The sequence below is a fragment of the Ruminococcus sp. 5_1_39BFAA genome (genome assembly GCF_964240875.1).
Classification (GTDB): domain Bacteria; phylum Bacillota; class Clostridia; order Lachnospirales; family Lachnospiraceae; genus Blautia_A.
On record NZ_CAXSVO010000008.1, the window covers coordinates 1 to 17,907 of the forward strand.

Annotated in this window: 18 protein-coding genes; 16 read left to right on the forward strand and 2 right to left on the reverse strand. The window is 47.6% G+C overall.

All coding sequences use genetic code 11. The features are described from left to right. Window positions 1-162 precede the first annotated feature (162 nt). The 6 genes from rplS to pgeF all read left to right on the forward strand — a co-directional run bounded on the left by rplS (window position 163) and on the right by pgeF (window position 4,136). A complete protein-coding gene (gene rplS / locus ACESZH_RS10425; protein WP_373214783.1) occupies window positions 163-510 on the forward strand; it encodes a 50S ribosomal protein L19 in 348 nt (115 codons plus the stop codon). A gap of 110 nt (window positions 511-620) precedes the next feature. Beyond that, a complete protein-coding gene (lepB, locus tag ACESZH_RS10430; RefSeq protein ID WP_373214785.1) occupies window positions 621-1,241 on the forward strand; it encodes a signal peptidase I in 621 nt (206 codons plus the stop codon). 8 nt (window positions 1,242-1,249) lie between these two features. Next, entirely contained in the window at window positions 1,250-2,095 is an 846-nt protein-coding gene (gene ylqF, locus ACESZH_RS10435) for a ribosome biogenesis GTPase YlqF (RefSeq protein WP_373214788.1), read from the forward strand. Next, window positions 2,092-2,847, forward strand: coding sequence for a ribonuclease HII (locus ACESZH_RS10440; protein ID WP_373214789.1), 756 nt, complete (start codon window positions 2,092-2,094; stop codon window positions 2,845-2,847). Before ylqF ends, ACESZH_RS10440 begins: the two co-directional genes overlap by 4 nt. Window positions 2,848-2,884: 37 nt before the next feature. Further along, entirely contained in the window at window positions 2,885-3,250 is a 366-nt protein-coding gene (locus tag ACESZH_RS10445; RefSeq protein ID WP_373214791.1) for a YraN family protein, read from the forward strand. Between the two features lie 31 nt (window positions 3,251-3,281). After that, window positions 3,282-4,136 carry a peptidoglycan editing factor PgeF gene (gene pgeF / locus ACESZH_RS10450; protein ID WP_373214793.1) on the forward strand — a complete coding sequence of 285 codons (855 nt, stop codon included), beginning with the start codon at window positions 3,282-3,284 and terminating at the stop codon, window positions 4,134-4,136. 54 nt (window positions 4,137-4,190) lie between these two features. Here pgeF and ACESZH_RS10455 read toward each other — a convergent pair whose 3' ends face one another. Next, the gene (locus tag ACESZH_RS10455; protein ID WP_373214794.1) at window positions 4,191-5,363 is read right to left on the reverse strand and encodes a ribose-phosphate pyrophosphokinase; all 1,173 of its coding nucleotides are present in this window, start codon (window positions 5,361-5,363) and stop codon (window positions 4,191-4,193) included. A gap of 168 nt (window positions 5,364-5,531) precedes the next feature. Here ACESZH_RS10455 and ACESZH_RS10460 point away from each other — a divergent pair, with 168 nt between their 5' ends. From ACESZH_RS10460 to ACESZH_RS10475, 4 genes are read left to right on the forward strand one after another with little or no spacing between them, the layout of a single operon-like run. Further along, window positions 5,532-6,920 carry a DUF512 domain-containing protein gene (locus ACESZH_RS10460; RefSeq protein WP_373214796.1) on the forward strand — a complete coding sequence of 463 codons (1,389 nt, stop codon included), beginning with the start codon at window positions 5,532-5,534 and terminating at the stop codon, window positions 6,918-6,920. Next, complete coding sequence (gene der, locus ACESZH_RS10465) at window positions 6,883-8,208, forward strand: ribosome biogenesis GTPase Der (protein WP_373214799.1); 1,326 nt, start codon at window positions 6,883-6,885, stop codon at window positions 8,206-8,208. The genes ACESZH_RS10460 and der overlap by 38 nt, the downstream gene beginning before the upstream one ends. Before the next feature lie 5 nt (window positions 8,209-8,213). Further along, a complete protein-coding gene (plsY, locus tag ACESZH_RS10470; RefSeq protein ID WP_373214801.1) occupies window positions 8,214-8,867 on the forward strand; it encodes a glycerol-3-phosphate 1-O-acyltransferase PlsY in 654 nt (217 codons plus the stop codon). Between the two features lie 12 nt (window positions 8,868-8,879). After that, window positions 8,880-9,887: an NAD(P)H-dependent glycerol-3-phosphate dehydrogenase gene (locus ACESZH_RS10475; RefSeq protein ID WP_373214803.1), complete on the forward strand. Its 1,008-nt coding sequence runs from the start codon at window positions 8,880-8,882 to the stop codon at window positions 9,885-9,887. A 172-nt stretch (window positions 9,888-10,059) separates the two neighbouring features. Here ACESZH_RS10475 and ACESZH_RS10480 read toward each other — a convergent pair whose 3' ends face one another. Next, window positions 10,060-10,884 (reverse strand): aldo/keto reductase, encoded by an 825-nt coding sequence (locus ACESZH_RS10480; protein ID WP_373214805.1) that lies wholly within the window; start codon window positions 10,882-10,884, stop codon window positions 10,060-10,062. Between the two features lie 315 nt (window positions 10,885-11,199). On the opposite strand from ACESZH_RS10480, the gene ACESZH_RS10485 reads away from it, so the two are divergent. The 6 genes from ACESZH_RS10485 to acsB all read left to right on the forward strand — a co-directional run bounded on the left by ACESZH_RS10485 (window position 11,200) and on the right by acsB (window position 17,718). Continuing rightward, window positions 11,200-11,598 (forward strand): cobalt transporter, encoded by a 399-nt coding sequence (locus ACESZH_RS10485; protein WP_373214807.1) that lies wholly within the window; start codon window positions 11,200-11,202, stop codon window positions 11,596-11,598. Window positions 11,599-11,649: 51 nt separating this feature from the next. Further along, a complete protein-coding gene (locus ACESZH_RS10490; RefSeq protein WP_373214809.1) occupies window positions 11,650-11,832 on the forward strand; it encodes a CooT family nickel-binding protein in 183 nt (60 codons plus the stop codon). Window positions 11,833-11,901: 69 nt separating this feature from the next. Then, the gene (locus ACESZH_RS10495) at window positions 11,902-12,672 is read left to right on the forward strand and encodes an AAA family ATPase (protein ID WP_373214811.1); all 771 of its coding nucleotides are present in this window, start codon (window positions 11,902-11,904) and stop codon (window positions 12,670-12,672) included. 191 nt (window positions 12,673-12,863) lie between these two features. Further along, entirely contained in the window at window positions 12,864-14,756 is a 1,893-nt protein-coding gene (cooS, locus tag ACESZH_RS10500; RefSeq protein ID WP_373214813.1) for an anaerobic carbon-monoxide dehydrogenase catalytic subunit, read from the forward strand. A 41-nt stretch (window positions 14,757-14,797) separates the two neighbouring features. Further along, entirely contained in the window at window positions 14,798-15,562 is a 765-nt protein-coding gene (locus tag ACESZH_RS10505) for an AAA family ATPase (protein WP_373214815.1), read from the forward strand. 26 nt (window positions 15,563-15,588) lie between these two features. After that, a complete protein-coding gene (gene acsB, locus ACESZH_RS10510) occupies window positions 15,589-17,718 on the forward strand; it encodes an acetyl-CoA decarbonylase/synthase complex subunit alpha/beta (RefSeq protein ID WP_373214816.1) in 2,130 nt (709 codons plus the stop codon). The last annotated feature ends 189 nt before the right edge of the window (window positions 17,719-17,907 follow it).

The following is a 17,907-nucleotide window of genomic DNA, read 5'->3' on the forward strand; positions in this document are numbered from 1 at the left end:
AGAGAACGGCTGCGAGGTTATCTGCTGGTAAGTGCGAAAAAAGAAAAAAATCCTTGCATTGTGCAGGTTTCTATAGTATAATCACCAGTGTTGTAAAAAAGATGGTCCTCTGTTACCGACATGGGTATTAAGAACATCCAGTAGAATAAGGAGAGAAATAACATGAACGAAATTATCAAAAACATCGAAGCTGAGCAGTTAAAAGCAGAGGTGCCGCAGTTTAATGTAGGTGACACCGTAAGAGTACACGCTCTGATCAAAGAGGGAAACCGTGAGAGAATCCAGATCTTCGAGGGAACTGTTTTGAAGAGACAGGGCGGAAGCACAAGAGAGACTTTCACAGTAAGAAAGACCTCCAACGGCATTGGCGTTGAGAAGACCTGGCCGTTACATTCCCCACACGTAAAGACTGTTGAAGTTATCCGCCGCGGTAAAGTACGTCGTGCGAAACTGAACTATTTAAGAGACCGTGTAGGTAAATCTGCTAAGGTTAAAGAGCGCGTGAAATAATCATAATTTCATAAGTGTTACGAAGGGAAGGGACAATAGCTTTTAGGGTATTGTCCCTCTTTTTAACCGCATCAAAGCAGAAGAGGGCTTTGTGACAGGGGAGATGAAGGATGAAGGGTAAAAAGAACAAATTGAAAAAGCCGGAGCTGAACTGGATGGACAGCAGTGCTATTCTGGATGCGAAGGACAAGCTGGAGAATAAAAAAGTCAGAGGTGTGGTAAGGTGGGTATTTGAGATTGCTGTGACTCTGGCTTTTGCGGCATTGGTGGCGATCATGCTGTTTCAATCCGTGACCATGCAGGAGAGCTCCATGGAACCGACTCTTGCCGTAGGGGACCGTTTTTTCGTAAATCGTATTGTATATAAGGTTTCTTCTCCGAAACGAGGGGATATTATCGTATTCCGGACAAATGCCAGCGATGATGCGGCACTGCATATCAGGCGAGTGATCGGACTGCCGGGAGAAACCATTCAGATCGTGGATGGGCAGATCCTGATCAACGGGGAAACCTATAAGGAGGGAAAAGATTTCCCCACGATCAGCAATCCCGGAATGGCGGCAAATGCCATTACCCTGAATTCGGGGGAGTATTTTGTGCTGGGTGACAACAGAAACAACAGTGAGGACAGCCGTTACGGGGATATCGGCAAGGTAAGCAAGAAATATATTACAGGAAAACTGTGGTTCAGGATTTCCCCGGTGAAGGAAATCGGGCCGTTGAAAGGTTAGGTTAAAATATGAATGTACAATGGTACCCTGGTCATATGACCAAGGCAAAGAGACAGATGCAGGAGGATATAAAGCTCATCGACCTGATCATAGAGCTGGTGGATGCCCGTGTCCCGTTATCCAGCCGGAACCCGGATATTGATGAGCTGGGAAAAAACAAGGCAAGGCTGATCCTTTTGAATAAAGCGGATCTGGCGGATGAGAGCCAGAATGAAGCATGGAAAAAATATTTTCAGGAAAAAGGAATTTTTGTGGTAAAGGTTGACTCCCGAAGCGGTGCCGGAATGAAGACGATCCAGAATACCATTCAGGAGGCCTGCCGGGAAAAGACAGAGCGGGACAGAAAAAGGGGAATTAAGAACCGCCCCATACGTGCTATGGTAGTAGGAATACCAAACGTGGGAAAATCTACTTTTATCAATACTTTTGCAGGGAAAGCCTGTGCAAAAACCGGAAACAGGCCCGGTGTTACAAAAGGAAAGCAGTGGATCAAGCTGAATAAGAGTGTGGAGCTTCTTGATACACCAGGTATTCTGTGGCCCAAATTTGAGGATCAGGAAGTAGGGATGAAGCTCGCCTATGTGGGCTCTATCAAGGATGATATCCTGAATATGGAGGAACTATCCTTAAAACTGATCGATTACCTGCGCCAATATTATCCGGGATATTTGGAGGAACGGTACCAGATCAGGACAGAAGGAAAAGCCGTTGAGGTTTTAGAAGCCATAGCAAGAGTGCGGGGATGCCTGAAAAAAGGGGAAGAGCTGGATTATGCAAAAGCCTCAGGTATCCTTTTTGACGACTTCCGCAGCGGAAAAATAGGCCGGATCACACTGGAATGGGTTGAAAAATGAAAACAATCGGAGAAATCAAGGCAGAAATCGCAGAGACAGATTTAAAGGATTATCCTGCCTTATATGAAAAGTACAGCAAAGATTCCAGAAGCGGAGTGATAAAGCTTTTGGAACAGTGCAGAAAAAAAGAGGCTGCCCTGATGCGGGAGATCGCAAGGACAGAGGAAATGAAGGCTTACGAGCACAAGTATGAGCATTTGGGCTATCTGTGCGGAATCGATGAGGTAGGCAGAGGACCGCTTGCAGGTCCGGTGGTTGCCTGCGCTGTGATTCTGCCCAGAGACTGTGATATTTTATATCTCAATGATTCCAAGCAGCTCAGCGCAAAAAAGCGCGAGGAGCTTTATGATGTGATCATGGAAAAAGCAGTGTCCGTAGGCCTTGGAATGGTGGGCCCGGCGAGGATTGACGAAATTAACATCCTTCAGGCTACTTATGAGGCCATGCGTCAGGCAATCAGCAACCTGAGCGTGACGCCTCAGGTACTTCTGAATGATGCCGTTACCATTCCGGAGGTGACGATTCCTCAGGTACCCATTATAAAGGGCGATGCAAAAAGCGTATCCATTGCCGCAGCAAGCATCGTGGCTAAGGTAACCAGGGACCGCATGATGGAGGAATATGATAAGGTGATGCCGCAATATGGTTTTTCCTCCAATAAAGGATACGGCGCGGCGGCACATATAGAGGCTTTGAAAAAATATGGCCCTACACCGATTCACCGGGCTACCTTTATTAAAAATTTTATCTGACAAAAGATACCGACACGGAAATAAAAAAGAGGAAGCTTTGAATAGCTATAGGAGAAATAATCGGCGCATCGGCAGCTTTTATGAAGAGAAGGCGGCAGAATACCTTGAGCGCCATGGAATGCATATCGTGGAGCGCAATTACCGCTGCAGGGCAGGGGAGATCGATTTGATCGCAAAGGATGGAGCATATGTGGTGTTTGTGGAGGTTAAGTACAGAAGCACAGAAGGCTCAGGAAATCCCCTGGATGCAGTAGATATAGGAAAGCAGCGGACGATCAGTAAGGTGGCAAAAAGATATCTGCTGAGCCGGTATCATTCTCTGGATATTCCCTGTCGTTTCGATGTGGTGGGATTTGAGGGAAATGACATTTGCTGGATCAAGGATGCGTTTGACGACAGATAGAGCCGCAGAGACGGCGGATTGGAGTGTTTGCATGGAGATTAAATGGCATAACAGTGCCCTTAAGGGGATGAATGTAAAAGAAAGAGAGGGCGTTACATACCTTACATATCCTGCCTTTGAAGCGCTTCCCGGGATCGTGCACGGATTCAGCACAAGGCTTGGAGGGGTGAGCAGCGGGATTTATTCTTCCATGAATCTGAGCTTTACAAGAGGAGATGAGGAGGAAGCGGTGCGGGAAAACTACCGCAGGCTTGCCGCAGCCATGGGCTTTGCCCCGGAGGATATCGTGACCTCCGATCAGACCCATACTACAAATGTCCGTGTTGTGACAGAAGAGGACAGGGGGAACGGGATTACCCGTCCAAGGCCCTATACGGATGTGGACGGCATGATCACAAATGTTCCGGGGCTTGTTCTTGCTACTTTTTACGCGGACTGCGTACCCCTTTATTTTGTGGATCCTGTCCATAGGGCTGTTGGTCTGTCCCATTCCGGATGGAGAGGGACTGTCGGAAAAATAGGGGAGGTGACAATCCGGAAAATGGAGGCGGAATTCGGCTCCTGTCCGGAGGATATTTATGCTGCTGTTGGCCCATCCATATGTCAGGATTGTTATGAAGTGAGTGAGGATGTGATCGACCAGTTTCGGGCTGCATTTGATAAAAAACACTGGAATTCCCTGTTTTATGCCAAGCCTGACGGAAAATACCAGCTAAACCTTTGGGAGGCAAACCGCAGGATTCTTATAGACTCCGGAATCCGAGAGGAACACATTTCCATGCCGAATCTGTGTACCTGCTGCAATCCGGAATTTCTCTTTTCCCACCGGGCGTCAAAGGGAAAACGGGGAAATCTGGGAGCCTTTCTGGGTCTTCTGGATGTATAGATATAACATAGCAAAACAGCCGCGTGAACATCAGATGTCCGCGCGGCTGTTTTGCTATCTTGAATTTACTTTTTTCATCAGTTCCATGATCTTGTCATTGCTGGAACGAACCTTTTCCACAGAGACATCATGGTTGATGATATCCATAATGCTTGCCAGATACTTACTCATGTTGGCTTCTACATAGTAAGGTCTGTCGAGAAGCTCCGGGATTCTGTAATTCAGGTTGGTAGTGATAACCTTATCAATCCATCCTTTTTCATAATAAGCATCAAATTTTGCCATGCCATCTGTGAAAAGGCCATAGGTGGTACAGATGAATACACGGTTCGCATGACGCTCTTTGATCTGTTTGGCAACATCCAGCATACTCTCGCCAGAGGAAATCATATCGTCAATGATCACAACGTCCTTGCCTTCTACGGAGTCGCCCAGGAATTCGTGGGCAACAATAGGATTCTTTCCGTTTACAATGGTGGAATAATCTCTTCTCTTGTAGAACATACCCATGTCAACACCCAGAATATTAGAGAAATATACAGCTCTGGACATAGCGCCTTCATCCGGGCTGATGATCATCAGATGGTCATTATCAACCTTGAAATCCGGAACATTTTTCACAAGGGCTTTCAAAAACTGATAGGTAGGGAAAAAGTTATCAAAGCCATTGAGCGGAATGGAATTCTGTACACGGGGATCGTGTGCGTCAAAAGTAATAATATTGGAAACGCCCATCTCGCTTAATTCGCGAAGCGCCAGTGCACAGTCAAGGGACTCGCGCTTTGAACGTCTGTGCTGGCGGCCTTCGTAAAGGAAGGGCATGATAACATTGATTCTATGGGCTTTTCCGGTAGCGGCAGAAATAATTCTTTTTAAATCCTGATAGTGATTATCGGGAGACATATGGTTCTCATGACCGCATACCGTATAAGTAAGACTGTAGTTGGTGATATCCACCATGATAAAAAGGTCAGTTCCACGAACGGATTCCTTGATATAGCCCTTTCCTTCGCCTGTTCCGAAACGCGGGCACTCACAGTCTACAAGAAATGACTTTTCGCTGTATCCCTGAGGGATAACCGCGATTTTCTTTTTTTCAACCAGTTCCTTACGGAATCTCACCAGTTTTCTGTCCACCTCTTCAGCCAGCTCGCGGCATCCTTCCAGTGCGGCGATCCGAATCGGTGCAACAGGCATAGATTTTTCAAGTAATTCTATGTTCGGCATAATATTCCTCCTGAGTATTCATGATAAAAAGCTCACTACTTCTTTATTTATAACATTTGCCCTAAATGCAGTCAAGGAATTTATTGATTTTTACTTCGGAAATTGGTATGATAGTAACCATAATCATGGGTCTTAAGGCCCATTTGAAAACAAATGGAGCTAAAAAGAATGAAAAAAAAGAAAAAACATGTGATTTCAAAGGTTCTTCCCGGGAGCATAGCCGAGGAGCTTGAACTTGAGCCGGGGGACGTGCTGATCTCCGTAAACGGTCAGCCTGTGGAGGATGTTTTTGATTACCGTTATCTGATGAATGAAGAATATGTGACCCTTCTGATAGAAAAAACCGGCGGAGAAATGTGGGAGCTGGAGGTGGAAAAGGAGTTTGAAGAAGACCTGGGCGTTGAATTTGAAAACGGGGGTCTGATGGATGACTACCGTTCCTGCTCCAACAAATGTATTTTCTGCTTTATTGACCAGATGCCGCCGGGAATGCGGGAAACCCTGTACTTTAAGGACGATGATTCCAGGCTTTCCTTTTTGCAGGGGAATTACGTCACCCTTACCAATATGAGCGACCACGATATCGACAGGATCATCCGGTATCGCCTGGAGCCTATTAATATTTCCTTTCAAACCATGAATCCGGAGCTGCGCTGCAGAATGCTTCATAACCGCTTTGCGGGGAAAGCACTGGCAAAGGTGGACAGGCTTTTTGAGGCCGGTATCACCATGAATGGTCAGATCGTGCTGTGCAAAGGCGTAAACGATGGAGCGGAGCTGTCAAACAGCATCGAAAAGCTGGCTGCGTATGCGCCCGTCCTCCAGAGTGTTTCGGTGGTTCCAGTGGGATTGACAAAATTCCGCAAGGGACTTTATCCCCTGGAGCTTTTTACGAAGGAGGATGCGCTGGAGGTCCTGGAGATGATCCATGGCTGGCAGCAGAGGATGATGAAAAAACACGGCATCCATTTTATACATGCTTCCGATGAATGGTATATTCTGGCGGAAAAAGAACTTCCCAGGGAGGATCGGTATGACGGATACCTTCAACTGGAAAATGGCGTGGGAATGCTGAGGCTTCTGGATACGGAGGTCAGGGAGGCACTCGGACGGCTGGAAGGTGACAGCAGGGAGATCCGGGCTACAGCGGCTACGGGAGCGCTTGCTGCTCCTTATATCAGCCGATACATGAAATTGATCCGGGAGAAATTTCCGAATGCCCGGGTTGAGGTCCGGCAGATCACAAACCATTTTTTCGGAGAGACGATCACGGTTTCCGGTCTGATCACAGGAGAGGATCTGATCGGGCAGCTTTCCGGCACTGAGCTGGGCGAAAAGCTTCTGATTCCCTGCAGTATGCTTAGGGACCAGGAGAAAGTATTTCTTGATGATGTAACTGTGGATGAGGTACAGAATGCCCTTCACACAGAAGTTGTAATTGTAGAGGAGGGCGGAGCTGACCTGGTGTCGGCAGTGATCAATCCGCCTGCGCAGAAAAAATTGAGAAGGAGACAAATGTATGAGCAAACCAGTAGTAGCAATAGTGGGACGGCCTAATGTGGGCAAATCCACCCTGTTTAACGCACTGGCAGGAGGCAAGATTTCCATAGTAAAAGATACGCCGGGAGTGACAAGGGACCGTATTTACGCTGATGTAACCTGGCTGGACAAAACCTTTACCATGATCGATACGGGCGGTATTGAGCCGGACAGCAGCGATGTGATCCTTTCACAGATGAGAGAGCAGGCGCAGATCGCCATTGATACGGCAGATGTGATCGTGTTTATCACAGACGTTCGCCAGGGCCTTGTGGATGCAGACGCAAAGGTGGCGGATATGCTCCGCCGAAGCGGGAAGCCGGTTGTCCTTGTAGTCAACAAGGTGGACAGCGTCCAGAAGTACATGATGGATGTGTATGAGTTTTATAATCTGGGAATCGGAGATCCAATGCCGATTTCTGCCGCAAACAGACAGGGGCTGGGGGACATGCTGGATGAAGTGGTCCGCCATTTTCCAGAGGGCGCGGGAGAGGATGAAGAGTCCGATATCCCGAGAATCGCTATAGTAGGAAAACCGAATGTAGGAAAATCCTCTCTGGTGAACAAGCTTCTTGGTGAGGAGCGTGTGATCGTATCTGACATCGCAGGAACCACAAGGGATGCGGTAGATACAAGGGTGACATGGGAAGGGCGGGATTACATTTTTATTGATACCGCCGGACTCAGGAGAAAAGGTAAGGTAAAAGAGGACATTGAGCGTTACAGCGTGATCCGCACGGTTACTGCCGTGGAGCGGGCTGATATTGTGGTGGTCATGATCGATGCTTCTGAGGGCGTTACGGAGCAGGATGCAAAGATTGCGGGAATTGCCCATGAAAATGGCAAGGGTGTGATCATTGCTGTGAATAAGTGGGATGCTATTGAGAAAAATGACAAAACCATTTACAAGCATACAAACCGCATCCGCGAGGTGCTTTCCTTTATGCCTTATGCGGAAATCGTATTTATTTCCGCAAAAACAGGACTGCGTATCGCGCGGCTTTTTGAAACGCTGGATGCAGTTATTGAAAACCAGACTATGCGGATTCAGACCGGTGTTCTCAATGAAATCCTGTCAGAGGCCGTTGCCATGCAGCAGCCTCCGTCGGACAGAGGCAAACGGCTTAAGATCTTTTATATGACACAGGTGGCTGTGAAACCGCCTACATTTGTGATCTTTGTGAATGACAAAGAGCTGATGCACTTTTCCTATACAAGATATCTGGAAAATAAAATCCGGGATGCCTTTGACTTCGGCGGAACACCGCTTAAGTTTATTGTGCGTGAGCGGGGAGAGAAGGAATAGTCATTATGGAGAGAATTATTTGTCTGGCGATCGGTTATGTGTTTGGAATGTTTCAGACATCCTACTTTATCGGAAAAATGCATCATCAGGATATCCGAAACTGTGGAAGCGGGAATGCAGGAACCACGAATGCACTTAGAACATTCGGCAAAAAGGCTGGAGCCATGACGCTGGTGTGCGATATTTTGAAATGCGTGATCGCAATTCTTATTGTGGACGCTGTTTTCAAAAAGAACTGTCAGGAAATCCTGCCTCTTCTGGGAATGTACACGGCAGCCGGCTGCGTGCTGGGACACAATTTTCCGTTCTATCTGAATTTCAGAGGAGGAAAAGGGATTGCTGTGTCTGTGGGAATGCTGATGGCTCTTGACTGGCGGGTTTTCCTGATCTGCGCAGCAGTATTTTTTGCGATTTTCTTTACTACGCATTATGTGTCGCTGTGCTCCGTAACAGCTTATGTGACAGCACTTGTGGCTTTTGTCGCATTTGGGGCTGCGGGCAGCTATGGGATGAGCCGGGCGCTGACCATTGAAATGGATGTGGTTATGGTGTGTTTGACCGGACTTGCGGTTTATCGGCACAGGTCTAATATTTCCCGTCTGATAAAGGGAACTGAGAACAAAACTTACCTGGGAAAATCCAGGAAAAAGAAAGGATAAAAGGTGAACGGTATGGCAAAAGTCAGTGTGATGGGAGCGGGAAGCTGGGGAACAGCTCTTGCAGTTCTTCTGCACAACAATGGGCATGAGGTGATTTTGTGGTCTGCCCTTGGAGATGAGGTGGCGCTTCTCCGGGAGAAGAGAGAGAATCCGGGAAAGCTTCCCGGAGTAAAGCTTCCTGAGGAGATCGTGATTACGGATGACGCAGAAAGCGCTATGGAGAATCCGGATGTGGCTGTGCTTGCAGTTCCGTCCCCATTTACCAGAAGTACATCCAAAAATCTTGCTCCATTTGTGAAAGAGGGGCAGATCATCGTAAATGTAGCAAAGGGTATTGAAGAAAAAACGCTTATGACCCTCAGCGAGATCATTGAGCAGGAGATCCCGCAGGCAAATGTGTGCGTTCTTTCCGGGCCGAGCCATGCAGAGGAAGTGGGAAGAGGACTTCCGACTACCTGCGTGGTCAGCTCAAAGAAAAAAGAAACAGCAGAGTATCTGCAGGAGATTTTTATGAGTCCGGTATTCCGTGTTTACACAACACCTGACATATTGGGTGTGGAACTGGGCGGCGCCCTGAAGAACGTGATCGCGCTGGCAGCAGGTACGGCTGACGGTCTGGGCTATGGGGACAATACAAAAGCCGCGCTGATCACCAGAGGAATTGCGGAGATCGCGAGACTTGGAGTGAAGATGGGCGCGAAGACAGAAACCTTTGCAGGATTGTCGGGAATCGGCGATCTGATCGTAACCTGTGCAAGCGTACACAGCCGCAATCGTAAGGCTGGTTATCTCATGGGAAAGGGCTACACCATGAAAGAAGCCATGGATGAGGTGAAAATGGTTGTGGAAGGCGTTTATTCTGCCAAGGCCGCCAAGGCACTTGCTGAGAAATATCAGGTAGAAATGCCCATCGTGGATGAGGTGAACAAACTGTTGTTTGAGGATAAGCCGGCATCTGAGGCGGTGACGGATCTGATGCAGAGGGATAGGAAAGGGGAGATTTCGGAGATTCCATGGTAAGGATGCGAGGGGGAAAGCTCAGAGAGCGAAGGCCGCATTCCCCCTCGCGCTCCCCCTTTTGGCCCGCTTTGCACACGGGTGGCGTGTGAGATATTCTTGAGGGATTTCACACGGGAGGTATGAGTGATAAAAGAACCTGCGTTCCGGGGAGGAGGGCAGGTTCTAATGATTCTTATAGGATTACGTCTCTCAGGTCTTCGGGGACGTGGGAGCTGTGGTAGTCTTGGTTTTGGGTTTCAATGATGTCCATGTCTTCTTCATCGATGTTGAAACTGAAGATGTCAGCGTTTGCGGCGATGCGGTCGGGATGGACAGATTTTGGGATTACGGAAATGCCTTTCTGGATGGCCCAGCGGAGACCTACCTGGGCGGGGGTGCGGGCGTATTTTGTGCCCAGGACGCACATGACGTCATTGTCGAAATAGGCGCCTCTTGCCAGGGGAGCATATGCCTGAACCTGGATGCCTTCGGTTTGGCAGTATTCGATAAGGTCCTTGGGGTAGCATAGTGGATGGCATTCGATCTGGTTGACTGCGGGGACGATGCCGGAAATTTTTTTCAGTTCTTCCAGGTGATGGATCTGGAAATTACTTACCCCGATGGAGAGGGCGCGGCCGGAATCCAGGATCTTTTCAAGACCCTTCCAGGTGCTGAGATAGCAGCCGGGTACAGGCCAGTGGATGAGATACAGATCCACATAATCCAGCTTCAGGCGGTCAAGGCTCCTGTAAAATGCCCCTTCAATGTCGCCCATACGCTGGGCTGTGTTCCAGATCTTGCTGGTGATGAACAAATCCTTGCGGGGAACGCCGCATTTCGCAATGGCCTTGCCAATGCTTTCTTCGTTTTTGTAAACGGAGGCAGTGTCGATCATGCGGTAGCCGGAATTAACGGCTGCTGTGACTGCAGTTTCCGCTTCACTGTCCGCTGTCTTATATACGCCGAGCCCCAATAGAGGCATTTCTCTGTCGTTGTTCAGGAAAACGGTTTTTCTCAAAGCTCATTCCTCCTCGAATTATGTTTCGAAACTAAAATCACATTCAGTATACCATAAAAATGTGAAAGAGTCACATCATTTGTGTTACAAATTTTATACATAAGAGATTGTTAAAAACAAAACAATTCCGTTAAGCGGATGACATAAATGTTAATAATTGGATGGAGATTTTCACAAAAAAGTTATGGATTTTGGCGGATTTTTATAAGAATATTCTTGCGAAACGAAAGGATTGGTTGTATAATAAAAGAAATTGACAAATTCTTGTCATAAGTCTGCCCTTTTGAGGGTAACAGCAGAAAGGAGTATTTTTCCATGCATTTGATTAAAGACGAAAATGGTAATCTTGTTCAGCATGGTCATGAGCATGTACATGAGCACACTCATTCAGACGGAATGACACATAGCCATGCTCATACCCATGAGAATAACGAGGGCCATGAACATACACACACAGACGGTACAGCCTGCGGGACAACTCACTGCGGCTCCTGTCAGGGCGGCGACTGTAAAAATGAGACAGTTGCACTTCTGACTTATATGCTGCAGCATAATGAGCACCATGCAGCAGAACTCGACCAGATGGCAGATAATCTGGCGAAGATGGGAATGGATGCCGCTGCAAAGACCATTAAGGAGAGCGTTGCAGACTTCCAGAAGGGCAATATGCGTCTTGGTCTTGCACTGACACTGGTAAAAGAAGAAATGAAATAAGTGCGGCAACCGGGATATGTGAAACACAGCTTGATTTAAGGAGGCATGACTATGTGTTTGGCAACTGTATATAAGCAGAGTGATGATTCTGTGATCTTTAGAAATGTCAGCCGTATTGATGTGGACGGAGATAAGCTGATCCTTCGTGACATTATGGGCGATGAGAGAATTGTGGAGGGCAGCATCCTTATGGTGGATCTTGCCAACAGTATTGTGAAAGTAAAGTGCGACTGAGGCTTTGGTCGGCAGAGGAGTTCGGATTGAACACGGAAATATATTACATTCTAGGAGGCGCTTTGGTTTATGGCACATGTAATTGCCGTCGCAGGTAAAGGCGGCGTTGGTAAGACTACATTATGCGGAATGCTGATCCAGTATCTTTGCGAAAAAGGCAAAGGGCCGGTTTTGGCAGTGGATGCAGATGCAAATTCAAATCTGAACGAGGTTCTGGGCGTGAAAGTGGAAACGACCCTGGGTGATGTGCGGGAAGAGATCGCCCGTGCTGAGCTTGCGAAGGATAATCCCATTCCGGCAGGCGTTTCCAAGGCTGATTATGCCGAGATGCGTTTCGAAGATGCTTTGATCGAGGACGATGATTTTGATCTTCTTGTAATGGGAAGGACGCAGGGAAAGGGCTGCTACTGTTACGTAAACGGGCTGCTGCAGAACCGTCTGGCAAAATACCAGAATAATTATCCTTATTTTGTGGTTGACAATGAAGCTGGCATGGAACACATCAGCAGAGGGGTTCTTCCATCCATGCAGACAGCGATTCTGGTAAGTGACTGTTCCAGAAGAGGTGTACAGGCAGTGGGACGTATAGCACAGCTCATAAAAGAATGTGAGATGCATCCTGATACGGTTGGACTGATCATTAACCGTGCGCCGGGCGGTCAGCTCAATGATGGCATTAAAGAGGAGATCGAAAAACAGGGACTTACCCTTTTGGGCGTAGTTCCGCAGGATGAAGCGGTATATGAGTATGACTGCGAGGGACGTCCGACGGCAGGATTGCCGGAAGATAATCCGGTCAAGGTTGCTCTGCGCTCGATCGTTGACAAGCTGAATTTATAGGAAAATACCCTTGCACGCGGGAACTTCCGGCGGCAGGGGATATTTGTTGCATAGAGGAATTTCATAAATTCCTGTTTTTTACAGGGAAAATAACCCATGGGAGGGGATGGGTTCCCAAACATGCGGGTTATTAAAATAAAAGAAAGACAAAGTACATTCAAAAATAGATGTACAATAAAAGGAGGTCTACAATGAGTGAATTCAAATTAACTACAGTGGAAGAATTTGAAGCTGCCACCAACAGACTGTTGGAGAACGGTGCTAAGGTTGGCGCAGATTCCTGGCAGATGCGTGTTAAGAATCAAACTCCACACTGTAAATTCGGTGAGACCGGCGTTTGCTGCCGTATCTGTTCCATGGGTCCGTGCCGCGTAACACCGAAAGCACCGAGAGGCATCTGCGGCTGTGATGTACACGGCATCGTAGGAAGAAACTTCCTTCGTTTCACCGCAGGCGGAGCTGCAACCCATTCTGACCACGGACGTGAGATCGCCCATACTCTTTACGAGGCATCCGCAGATGGCTGCTATCATGTAAAGGATGAGGAAAAACTTCTTCGTCTTGCAAAGGAATTCGGTGTTGAGACAGAAGGCAGAGATATCTATGATATCGCTCACGATGTCGCTGAGACAGGTCTTCTGGAGTATGGTAAGCCATTCGGACATCAGGTGTTTACAAAACGTGCTCCTGAGCATACCCAGGAAATCTGGAAGAGAGAAGAAATCCTTCCGCGTGCTATTGACCGTGAGGTTTCCTGTGCAATGCACATGACCCATATGGGATGTTCTTCCAAGGCAGAAGCACTGGTTCGCCAGTCCCTGAGAAACGGTTTGTCTGATGGATGGGGAGGTTCCATGATGGGTACTGAGTTCTCTGATGTACTTTTTGGAACTCCTAAGGAAGTGGAGACAGAGGCTAACCTTGGCGTTATGGTTGAGGAAAACGTAAACATCGTTGTTCACGGACATGATCCGTCACTTTCCGAAATGATCTGTGAGTATGCAGACAGCAAGGAAATGATCGATTACGCAAAATCCATGGGAGCAAAAGGAATCACCGTTTCCGGTGTATGCTGTACCTCCAATGAGGTTGCTATGCGCCGCGGAATCCCGATGGCAGGTAACTTCCTGCAGCAGGAAAACGTTGTACTGACAGGCGCTTGCGAGGCAATTGTTGTAGACGTACAGTGTATTTTCCCGGCATTAGGACCTTTGAGCAAATGTTTCCATACAAAATTCATCACAACTTCTCCGATTGCACAGATGCCGGATTCTGACTTCATCAGATTCAATGCTCACACAGCAGCAGAAAATGCAAAAGCAATCGTTAAAACTGCAATCGAAAACTTTAAGAACAGAAACAAAGACCTGGTATACATCCCGCAGTTGAAACAGAAGGCTGTTGTTGGTTTTTCCGTAGAGCAGATCGAGAAGAAGCTTGACGGCGTAACCAATTCCCAGGTTGACGAGACAGGAACCATGAAGCCGCTCATCGAGTGTATTACCTCCGGTGTTCTTCGCGGAGCTGTTGCAATGGTTGGATGTAACAATCCTAAGATCCGTCCTGACGCTGCTCATGTAGAGCTGATGAAGAAGCTGATCGCAAACGACATCATCCTGGTTGTTTCCGGATGCTCCGCACAGGCTGCTGCAAAAGCCGGTCTGATGGACAAGAGAGCAAAAGATCTCTGCGGCGCAGGTCTGAAACGTGTCTGTGAACTTGCTGACATTCCTCCTGTATTACATATGGGCTCCTGTGTTGATATCAGCCGTATGATGGTTCTGGCTGCAAGACTTTCTAAGGATTCCGGCCTGAATATCTCCCAGCTTCCGCTGGTTGGATGTGCTCCTGAGTGGATGTCTGAGAAGGCTGTTTCCATCGGTAACTATGTTGTTGCTACCGGTATTGATACATATCTTGGAGTTGAGCCATATGCTACCGGTTCCAGCGAAGTTGACGGTCTGTTAAAGGGCGGCATCAGAGACTGGGTTGAGGCTGCATACACAGTAGAGAAGGATATTGACAAATTAGGCGATCTGATGATTGAAAGAATCGAAGAAAAGAGAGCAGCACTTGGCATCTAAGGAGAAACGTGCAGCTTGATAAGGAAAGGCGCGATTAATTTATGAAAATAGCAGTAACCGGTAAAGGCGGCGTGGGAAAGACAACTTTTGCGGCAACACTTGCCAGATTATATGCAGACGAAGGGAAAAAGGTACTTGCAGCGGATGTGGATCCGGATGCAAACCTGGGATTGGCTCTTGGCTTTGACGAGGAGACATTAGATTCCATTATACCGATATCCCGGATGCGTAAACTGGTTGAGGAGCGTACCGGAGCCAACAGCCAGAATCAGTTTTATAAACTGAATCCCAAGGTGGACGATATTCCGGACACATATGGAAAAAGCTGCAATGGCGTAAAGCTGCTTGTCCTGGGAACCGTGGAAACAGGCGGCGGCGGATGTGTCTGCCCGGAGCATGTCATGTTGAAGCGTATCATCAATAATCTGGTCCTGCACAGGGACGATGTTGTGATCCTTGACATGGAGGCGGGGCTGGAGCACCTGGGCCGCGGCACTACGGAGAGTATGGACGAATTCATTGTTGTAATAGAACCGGGAGCAAGAAGCGTACAGACATATAAAAATGTTAAGCGTCTTGCAAAGGATCTGGGAGTTTCCCAGGTAAAGGTCGTGGCAAACAAAGTCAGAAACCAGGACGATGAGGACTTTATTCGGTCCAGAATCCCGGAGGAGGATCTACTTGGCATGATTCATTACAACACAGAAGTGATCGATGCTGACCGTCAGGGAAAATCGCCTTATGATTTCAGTGAAACCGTAACTACTGAGATAAGAAAAATCAAAGAAAAGATAGATCAAAACTAAGGTCTGTAAATATAGGAGGTATGACAGTGACTTTATTTGATAGAGTATTCAGCGGAAATGATGCTGTTTATGGATTAACAGAGGGTGCTATTGACGGTGCCATCGCACAGTATGGCGAAGACAAAGCCGTAAGCTTTCCGAACACCGCTTACAGCCTTCCATGCTACTATTCTGTAACTGGTACCAAGGTTACCACTCTGAAAGAGTTAAAAGAAGCACTTGGAGTTGTTAAGACTCTGATGACAAGAGAGAAAAGACTGAATGACGCATTTATGTCTGGTGTTGCAACCGCTCTCTGCGCTGAGTTTATCGAGGTATTAAAATATATTGACGGTGCTGCTCCGTATGAAGAGCCATGCTATGGACATCTTGCAGATGCAGTGATCCGTGAGCTTGGTGTACCGCTTGTAACCGGAGATATCCCGGGCGTAGCTGTTATTCTCGGCGCTGCTCCTTCCGTAGAGGAAGGCGTTGCTCTTGTAAAGAGCTACCAGGCACAGGGTATTCTTGTTACACTTGTTGGCGGAATCATTGACCAGGTTAAAGAAGCCGGCATGAACACCGGAGCAAACGTACGTGTTATTCCTCTGGGATACGATGTAACGGCAGTTATCCATGTTGTATCTGTTGCACTTCGTGCAGCACTGATCTTTGGTAACGTAACACCAGGTGATGCCGGAACACTGATGAAGTACACCTTTGAGCGTGTACCTGCATTCGTAAACGCATTCAAACCTCTGGATGACGTGATCGTTGCATGCGGCGCTGGTGCAATTGCACTTGGCTTCCCGGTTGTAACAAACGAGACAGAGAATATCTTCCGCGTACCGAAGAGCCTGATCGTTCAGGAGGATGTAAGCAAATTCAATGCTACTTCTCTTGAGGCACGTGACATTAAGATCAAAATCACAAATATTGATATTCCGGTTGCATTTGCATCTGCTTTTGAGGGTGAGATCATCCGCCGTAAGGACATGCGCGTAGAGTTTGACGGTTCCCGTGTGGACTGTGCAGAGCTTGTTCAGACCTGCGAGGCTTCTGAGGTTGAGGACCACAAGATCACCGTTATCGGACCGGAAGTTGACGATATGCCAGACGGCAGCAAGAACAGCATCGTTTACGTTGTTAAGGTTGCTGGTAAGAACATGCAGTCTGACTTTGAGCCGGTTATCGAGCGTAAGTTCCATAACTACATCAACTGCATCGAGGGTGTATACCACACCGGTCAGAGAGATATGCAGCGTATCCGTATCAGCCATGCAGCATATGATGCAGGCTTCCGCATCAAACACATCGGTGAGGTTCTGTACGCACAGGTTAAGAACGAGTTTGACGCCGTTGTTGATAAATGTGAGGTTGTAATTTACACAGATCCGGCTGAGTGTACAAGAATGCGTCATGAGGTTGCTATCCCGATCTTCGAAAAACGTGATGACCGTCTTGCAAACCTGACTGACGAGTCTGTAGACGTATACTATAGCTGTATTCTTTGCCAGGCATTCTCCCCGTCTCACGTATGCGTGGTAACACCTGAGAGACTTGGACTTTGCGGTGCCGTTTCATGGCTGGATGCAAAGGCTACCAACGAGCTTGATCCGAACGGAGCTTGCCAGGTTATCACAAAAGAGCGTCCGATCGATGAGAATCTTGGAGCTTACGAAGATGTTGATGAGGCTGTACAGAAATACTCCCAGGGTGCTCTGGAGCATGTAACTCTGTACTCCATCATGCAGGATCCGATGACCTCCTGTGGATGCTTTGAGTGTATCTGCGGTATTGAGCCGTTCTCCAACGGTGTTGTTATTGCAAACCGTGAGTATGCAGGCATGACACCTCTTGGAATGACCTTCCCGGAGATGGCTTCCATGACAGGCGGCGGTGTTCAGACACCTGGCTTTATGGGACATGGTAAACACTTTATCGCTTCCAAGAAGTTCATGAAGGCAGAGGGCGGTATTGAGCGTATCGTTTGGATGCCGAAGGAACTGAAGGAATTTATTGCAGATAAGCTGAATGCTTCTGCAAAAGATCTGTACGGAATCGAAAACTTTACCGATATGATCGGTGATGAGACTGTTGCTACCGATCCGGAGGCACTGGTTGAGTTCCTGACAGAAAAAGGACATCCGGCTCTTGGACTGGATCCGATGATGTAATACATTAAAATAATGCCAGGGCAGCAGAAATCTGCCCTGGCTTGTAGTACATATATTTGTTTTATGTACATTGCCGTCTGGTGAGTTGGAGTGTGGAATTTGACGGTTCCCGTGAAATTGGACAGGATGGAGATATCACCGAATATGAAAGGATGCATATCTGGTTTATGAGGTAGATGTAGCAGATAA

Bases quoted from the DNA above. Each gene is read 5' to 3' on its own strand.
- rplS (WP_373214783.1), top strand. From the start codon at position 163: ATGAACGAAATTATCAAAAACATCGAAGCTGAGCAGTTAAAAGCAGAG.
- lepB (WP_373214785.1), top strand. From the start codon at position 621: ATGAAGGGTAAAAAGAACAAATTGAAAAAGCCGGAGCTGAACTGGATG.
- ylqF (WP_373214788.1), top strand. From the start codon at position 1,250: ATGAATGTACAATGGTACCCTGGTCATATGACCAAGGCAAAGAGACAG.
- ACESZH_RS10440 (WP_373214789.1), top strand. From the start codon at position 2,092: ATGAAAACAATCGGAGAAATCAAGGCAGAAATCGCAGAGACAGATTTA.
- pgeF (WP_373214793.1), top strand. From the start codon at position 3,282: ATGGAGATTAAATGGCATAACAGTGCCCTTAAGGGGATGAATGTAAAA.
- ACESZH_RS10455 (WP_373214794.1), bottom strand. From the start codon at position 5,363: ATGCCGAACATAGAATTACTTGAAAAATCTATGCCTGTTGCACCGATT.
- ACESZH_RS10460 (WP_373214796.1), top strand. From the start codon at position 5,532: ATGAAAAAAAAGAAAAAACATGTGATTTCAAAGGTTCTTCCCGGGAGC.
- der (WP_373214799.1), top strand. From the start codon at position 6,883: ATGAGCAAACCAGTAGTAGCAATAGTGGGACGGCCTAATGTGGGCAAA.
- plsY (WP_373214801.1), top strand. From the start codon at position 8,214: ATGGAGAGAATTATTTGTCTGGCGATCGGTTATGTGTTTGGAATGTTT.
- ACESZH_RS10475 (WP_373214803.1), top strand. From the start codon at position 8,880: ATGGCAAAAGTCAGTGTGATGGGAGCGGGAAGCTGGGGAACAGCTCTT.
- ACESZH_RS10485 (WP_373214807.1), top strand. From the start codon at position 11,200: ATGCATTTGATTAAAGACGAAAATGGTAATCTTGTTCAGCATGGTCAT.
- ACESZH_RS10490 (WP_373214809.1), top strand. From the start codon at position 11,650: ATGTGTTTGGCAACTGTATATAAGCAGAGTGATGATTCTGTGATCTTT.
- ACESZH_RS10495 (WP_373214811.1), top strand. From the start codon at position 11,902: ATGGCACATGTAATTGCCGTCGCAGGTAAAGGCGGCGTTGGTAAGACT.
- cooS (WP_373214813.1), top strand. From the start codon at position 12,864: ATGAGTGAATTCAAATTAACTACAGTGGAAGAATTTGAAGCTGCCACC.
- ACESZH_RS10505 (WP_373214815.1), top strand. From the start codon at position 14,798: ATGAAAATAGCAGTAACCGGTAAAGGCGGCGTGGGAAAGACAACTTTT.